7 protein-coding genes are annotated in these 6,183 nt (G+C 70.8%); 6 read left to right on the top strand and 1 reads right to left on the bottom strand.

The genetic code is table 11. From position 1 onward, the window contains the following. The first annotated feature begins 211 nt into the window (after positions 1-211). Complete coding sequence (locus tag ACFWX1_RS47705; protein ID WP_378396572.1) at positions 212-1,042, top strand: NAD(P)H-binding protein; 831 nt, start codon at positions 212-214, stop codon at positions 1,040-1,042. 65 nt (positions 1,043-1,107) lie between these two features. Here the strand turns inward: ACFWX1_RS47705 and ACFWX1_RS47710 are convergent, their stop codons facing one another. Then, entirely contained in the window at positions 1,108-1,815 is a 708-nt protein-coding gene (locus ACFWX1_RS47710) for a heparin lyase I family protein (RefSeq protein ID WP_378396573.1), read from the bottom strand. Positions 1,816-1,886: 71 nt separating this feature from the next. On the opposite strand from ACFWX1_RS47710, the gene ACFWX1_RS47715 reads away from it, so the two are divergent. The 5 genes from ACFWX1_RS47715 to ftsZ all read left to right on the top strand — a co-directional run bounded on the left by ACFWX1_RS47715 (position 1,887) and on the right by ftsZ (position 6,096). After that, positions 1,887-2,417: a DinB family protein gene (locus tag ACFWX1_RS47715; protein WP_378396574.1), complete on the top strand. Its 531-nt coding sequence runs from the start codon at positions 1,887-1,889 to the stop codon at positions 2,415-2,417. Positions 2,418-2,466: 49 nt separating this feature from the next. Further along, complete coding sequence (locus ACFWX1_RS47720; protein WP_378396575.1) at positions 2,467-3,171, top strand: DUF1365 family protein; 705 nt, start codon at positions 2,467-2,469, stop codon at positions 3,169-3,171. Then, positions 3,164-3,760, top strand: coding sequence for an ECF RNA polymerase sigma factor SigK (sigK, locus tag ACFWX1_RS47725; RefSeq protein WP_378396576.1), 597 nt, complete (start codon positions 3,164-3,166; stop codon positions 3,758-3,760). Before ACFWX1_RS47720 ends, sigK begins: the two co-directional genes overlap by 8 nt. Then, positions 3,757-4,524: an anti-sigma factor domain-containing protein gene (locus ACFWX1_RS47730; protein ID WP_378396577.1), complete on the top strand. Its 768-nt coding sequence runs from the start codon at positions 3,757-3,759 to the stop codon at positions 4,522-4,524. The genes sigK and ACFWX1_RS47730 overlap by 4 nt, the downstream gene beginning before the upstream one ends. A 219-nt stretch (positions 4,525-4,743) precedes the next feature. Continuing rightward, entirely contained in the window at positions 4,744-6,096 is a 1,353-nt protein-coding gene (ftsZ, locus tag ACFWX1_RS47735) for a cell division protein FtsZ (RefSeq protein WP_378396578.1), read from the top strand. Positions 6,097-6,183: the final 87 nt, after the last annotated feature.

The raw sequence follows: 6,183 nt of genomic DNA on the forward strand, positions 1-6,183 counted from the left end.
CAGGTTGCCGACGATGAGCGTCCTGAACGGAGCGTTCGCGACACCACCCCGCCCCCGCAACGAGGCCCCACCACCTCAATGAGAAAACCTCATGGAGCGCTCGACCCCGTCATCCCGAACGCCGTCAGCACCAGATTTCACTGGCGCGGTGGTTCCCGTATGCCGTACTATCGGCCCCGATTTCGTACGGCATACGACAAAGGGGGAACGCGTGACGATCCTGGTGACGGGAGCGACCGGCAACGTCGGCAGGCTGGTGGTCGACGAACTGGTGGCGGCCGGCGAGCGGGTCCGGGCGCTCACGGTGGATCCGGTGCGGGCGGCGTTGCCGCCGGAGGCCGAGGTGGTCGTCGGTTCGCTGGCGAAGCCCTCGACGCTGCCGGTGGCGTTGAAGGGAGTCGACGCGGTCTATCTCGCGCCGATGGCGCGCACCGTGGAGAAGTTCACCCGGCTGGCGCGCGAGGAAGGCGTACGCCGGGTGGTGGCGCTGTCGGGGAGCAGCGTCGGGGAAACCCACGAGATGTCCAGCGGCCACGAGTTCGAGGCCGTCGAGAAGGCGGTGCGGGCGGCGGAGCTGGACTGGACCTTCCTGCGGCCCGGCGCGTTCATGATGAACACCTTCGGCTGGGCCGGAATGGTGCGCGAGGGCGAGGTCCGGACGAGCTACGCCGACGCCAGGATCACGCCGATCGACCTCGGGGACATCGCCGCCGTGGCCGCGCGGACCCTGGTGTCCGACGGGCATGTCGGCAAGACGTACGAGCTGAGCGGTCCTGCGGCGGTCACCCAGCGCGAGCAGGTCGAGGCCATCGGCGCCGCGCTGGGCAAGGAAATCGCGTTCGTGGAACTGAGCCCGGACGAGCACCGGCGGGAGTGGACGGCGCAGGGCATGCCCGAGGGTATCGCCGACTGGCTGGTGGAGGGTTTCGCCCGGGTGGCGGCGAATCCGCAGGTCCCGACCGGCGAGGTCGAGCGGATCACCGGCAGGTCCGGAATGACCTACGCGGACTGGGCGGTCAAGAACGCCGACGCGTTCCGGTAGGCCGGCTGTCCGTGGGGGCCTCCTTGAGGGACCCAGGCTCCCTCAAGGAGGCCCCCACGGACTTCTCAGCCCGAGACGTCGGCGTAGATGGTCCCGATCTTGAGGCCGCCGACGTAGTTCTCGACCGTGCTGCCCGCCGCGCCGTAGACACCCCACTTCGGATCGTTGACGCTGTCGAACGTGCGGCACGCCCAGCGTTTCCCGCCGTCGGTGAAGGTCTGTTGAGCCCCGTCGACGTACAGCTCGACCCAGCCGCCGGTGGTCTGGTCCGACAGGTGCAGGCCGAGCACGACCTTGTGCCATTCGTTCGCGCCGATCGGCTTGTCCCAGATGACCCTGGTGACGTCGGGCTGGCGTTGCAGCAACGAGAGTTTGCCGTCGATCATCTTGAGCACCACGGGATAGTTCTGGATGTGGTTGCCGTAGGACTTCCACTGGAAGACCGCGTTGTTGTTCACGGTGTTCGAGAGTTTGAAGGACCAGCCGAGGTAAAAGGTCTGACCACTGCGAAAGGTGTACTTACTCCCGCCGACCTTGATCCCCCGGCTCTCGCACCGGTTGCTCCCGCTCGGTTTCGCGTAGCGGAACACAGTCCCCTTCGCCGGGTCCTTGACCGTCGACACGCTGCCGGGGCTGGCACATTCCCCGTTGATGTTGCCGAAGACCCCGGTTCCCCTGGCGGCGTCGCCGTCCCAGAGTACCGAGGCACTGGCCGGGACGGCGGACAGCACGAGCAATCCTGACGTCAGCAGAGCTACCACAGAACGGTTCATACATCCGAGGTGTAGACCACCGTGCCGGGACCGCGGTACCGGCGATCGGGCGCACGCGCCTAATGCCGGTGATGATCGGGAAGACTGGGGCCGTGGCAGAGAACGAGGCGCGGCCGGAACCGCCGATGCTGGGCGGCGAACGCGCGCAGCTGACCGGGTTCCTCGACTACCTGCGCGCGACGGTGGTGCTGAAGGCGTCCGGGCTGAGCGACGAGCAGGCCCGGCGTTCGCTGCTGCCCAGCGAGCTGACCACGATCGCCGGGCTCCTCCGGCATCTGGCCTACGTCGAGCAGTACTGGTTCCGCGTCGTCCTGGGCGGTGAGCCGGACACCTGGGCGGAGATCCTCGCCGAGGACCGCGACGCGGACTTCCGGCTGGACCCGGACGTCCCGGTCACCGAACTCGTCGCGGCCTACGAGGCGGAATGCCGGAACAGCCGCGAAGTCGTCGCCCGGCTCGGTTTCTCCGACGAATTCCCGTTCCGCGACGGCAACCGGCTCACCGTCCGCTGGGTCGTGGCGCACATGATCGAGGAGACCGGCAGGCACGCCGGGCACCTCGACCTGCTGCGCGAGCTGATCGACGGCAGCACCGGCGAGTAGCCGCCGGGAACGGGCCAATCCGGGCACCCGGCGGTGCCGAAGCCCTTGCGTGCCCACGATCACCGCGCTGTACGACGCCACGGTCGCCCACGTGTGGCGGGCGGGGCCGCCGCGCGCGTCCGCCCACCGGAGCTACCTGTGGCTCATCGACCTCGACGCCCCGCCGCGGCTGCCCTGGTGGCTGCGGCCTTTCGTGCGTTTCGACGGCCGGGACCATTTCGCGCCCGGCGGCGACGCGAGCATCCGCGCGAAACTCGACGCCTGGCTCGCGGGCCGGGGGATCGACCTGCGCGGCGGCCGGGTGCTGATGCTCGCCGGGGCGCGCTCGCCCGGCCACGCGGCCGGCCCGATCACCGTGTTCTGGTGTCACGGCCCGGACGGCGCACTCGTCTGCGTCGTCGCCGAGGTACACGGCACCCGGCGCGACCGGCACGCCTATCTGCTGCGCCCCGGCGCGGGCGAGCGGTTCGCCGTGTCACCGTTCCCGGCGATGGACGGCGAATACCGGATGCATCTGCCGAATCCGGAATCGCTGCTCGCGGTGACCGTCGCGTGCGAGCAGGACGACCGGACGCCGTTTGTCGCTACGCTGCGAGGGATTCGCCGCCCCGCGACGCGGAGATGGCTGGTCCGCACCGTGCTGGCCCGGCAGTCGCTGCCGCGCCGCCCGGCCGTGCCCGCCCGCGGCCACGGCATCGGGGCGCGGATCATGGCCGGTACCCCGCGGAACGCCGGAGGTCAGCTCGATGGATGAGACCGCGCGTCCCCGCCGGCTGTCGGCTGTCGGCCCGTCCGGGTTCACGGCCGAGGACCTCATGGTGCGGGTGGCGAAGGGGGACGAGCGAGCCTTCGAGCAGCTCTACGACGTCCTGGCCGGGCCGATTTTCGGGCTGGTGCGGCGCATCGTGCGCGACGTCGCGCAGTCCGAGGAGGTCGCGCAGGAGGTACTCGTCGAGCTGTGGCGCACGGCGACGCGGTACTCCCCGGCCAAGGGGAGCGCGCTGAACTGGGCGATGACGCTGGCGCACCGCCGCGCCGTCGACCGTGTCCGCTCGGCACGCGCGAGCACCGACCGGGAACAGAAGGCGACGTTCGAAGCGGCGCGGGGCAGACCGTTCGACGAGGTCGCCGAATCGGTGACGGCGCGGCTGGAACGCTCGCAGGTCCGCCGCTGCCTGGATCACCTGACCGAACTGCAGCGGGAGTCGGTCCTGCTGGCGTACTACCAGGGCTACACGTATCGAGAGGTCGCCGAGGTGCTGGCCACCCCGCAGGGCACGATCAAGACCCGGCTGCGCGACGGGCTCATCCGGCTGCGCGACTGCCTGGGGGTGGGGTCGTGACCAGTCCCGAGATGCACACCCTCGCCGGCGCGTTCGCGCTCGACGCGGTGTCCGATGTGGAGCGTGCGGAATTCCGGCGGCATCTGGAACAGTGCGAATCCTGCGCGCTGGAGGTCCGCGAACTGCGGGCCACCGCCGCGCGGCTGGGGATGGCGATGGCCGAGCCCCCGCCGCCCGCGCTCAAGCAGCGCGTCCTGGCGACGATGCACGCCACCCGCCAGCTGTCGCCGTCCGGACGTCGTGATCCCGCCGACGAGCCGCTGCCGCGCCGCACCGGCAAGGCGTCCCGCTGGGGTGTCGCGGCGGCGGTGATCGGCTTCGCGCTCGCCGGGGTCGGCGGGGCCGTGGCCTACACGCAGAACCACGATCTCGTCGCCGCGCGCCAGGAACTGGACCGGACCAAGGCCGCGTACGCCCCGGTCTCGCGGATCCTCGCCGCGCCGGACGCGAAGACCGGGCACGGGTCGGCGTCGATCGGCGGTGGCGGGACAGTGGTCGCGTCGCGGTCGATGGATCAGCTGGTGTTCATGGACACCGGGCTGCCGCCGCGACCGCCGGGGCGCGTCTACCAGGCCTGGCTGATGCCGCCCGCGGGCGCGCCGCGCCCGGCCGGGCTGCTCAACGACGGCCCGGCCGGCTCGATGATCGTGGCGAACGGCCTGCGTGGCGCCGAAAAAGTCGCGTTGAGCATCGAGCGCGCGGGTGGTTCGGCGACCGGTGCGCCGTCGGCGGACGTCGTGCTCGTGATGCCCATGCCGGGGTGATCTTGTGGGTCCCGCGGGCCTCGTGCTCTTGCGCCGGGGAACGCGTTGTGGGAAAACACCTTTGCTCCGCACGGCGTGGCTACTGGATTCCGGCCTGCGTGGTGCCTACCGTCCTGCTCAACGTCGGCAGTTGACATAACTCTCATTCTTGAGTTGAGGTTGAGGGTTCTGGCCGGGCCGACGGGCAGCACGGGCACAACGATCAGGAAGGCGGACCCGATGACGCCCCCGCACAACTACCTTGCGGTGATCAAGGTCGTCGGTATCGGCGGCGGCGGCGTGAACGCCGTGAACCGCATGATCGAGGTCGGCCTCAAGGGTGTCGAGTTCATCGCGGTGAACACCGACGCGCAGGCACTGCTCATGTCCGACGCCGACGTCAAGCTGGACATCGGCCGTGAACTCACCCGTGGCCTCGGCGCCGGCGCCGCCCCCGAGGTCGGCCAGAAGGCCGCCGAGGACCACCGCGAAGAGATCGAAGAGGTCATCAAGGGCGCCGACATGGTGTTCGTGACCGCCGGTGAGGGTGGTGGCACCGGTACCGGTGGCGCGCCCGTGGTGGCGCAGATCGCGCGCAAGCTCGGCGCGCTGACGATCGGCGTCGTGACCCGGCCGTTCACCTTCGAGGGCAAGCGCCGCGGCAAGCAGGCCGAGGAGGGCATCCAGGCGCTGCGCAACGAGTGCGACACGCTGATCGTCATCCCGAACGACCGGCTGCTGCAGCTCGGCGACATCGGCGTGTCCCTGATGGACGCGTTCCGCTCGGCCGACGAGGTGCTGCTGTCCGGTGTCCAGGGCATCACCGACCTGATCACCACGCCCGGTCTGATCAACCTGGACTTCGCCGACGTCAAGAGCGTCATGTCCGGCGCGGGCTCCGCGCTCATGGGCATCGGCTCCGCGCGCGGGGAGGGCCGGGCGATACAGGCCGCGGAGAAGGCGATCAACTCGCCGCTGCTGGAGGCCTCGATGGACGGCGCCCACGGCGCGCTGCTGTCCATCGCGGGCGGCTCGGACCTGGGGCTGTTCGAGATCAACGAGGCCGCGTCGCTGGTGCAGGAGTCCGCGCACCCCGACGCGAACATCATCTTCGGGACGATCATCGACGACTCGCTCGGCGACGAGGTCCGCGTCACCGTGATCGCCGCCGGGTTCGACGCCGGCGCGCCGACCCACAAGAAGCTCGACCCCTCGACGTTCGGTTCGCGGCAGGGTGGTGCGACCGCCTCGGCCTCGGCCGGGCAGGTCGGCGGCGGGTCCACGCCGCCCGGCGGCACGCCGTCGCCCTCGGGCGCGACCCCGGTCCCGTCCTCGTCCAACGGGTCCAGCGGCTACCCGGTGCCCCCGACCCGCACCCACTCGCCGATCCCGCCCGCGGGCAACGGTTCCGCGGGCCACGGCTCCACGCACGGTTCGGCCTCCGGCGGCCTCCCGCAGCCGGGCGGCGGCTCGCGGGGTTACTCGCCGCTGGGTTCGAGCCCGGGCCAGGGCAGCCTGCCGCCCCGCGCCGCCCCGGTGCACGACGACCCGTCCGACGACGAGGTCGACGTCCCGCCGTTCATGCGGCGCTGATTCTCCGTCCTGAGCTGAAGGGGACTTTCCCCGCGTTAGACGAGCTGAATGGGGGGTTTGACGCGGCGTGGGTGTGGGAGTGGGCGA

Origin of the sequence: Amycolatopsis sp. NPDC059021, assembly GCF_042739895.1 — a bacterium.
Lineage (GTDB): Bacteria > Actinomycetota > Actinomycetes > Mycobacteriales > Pseudonocardiaceae > Amycolatopsis.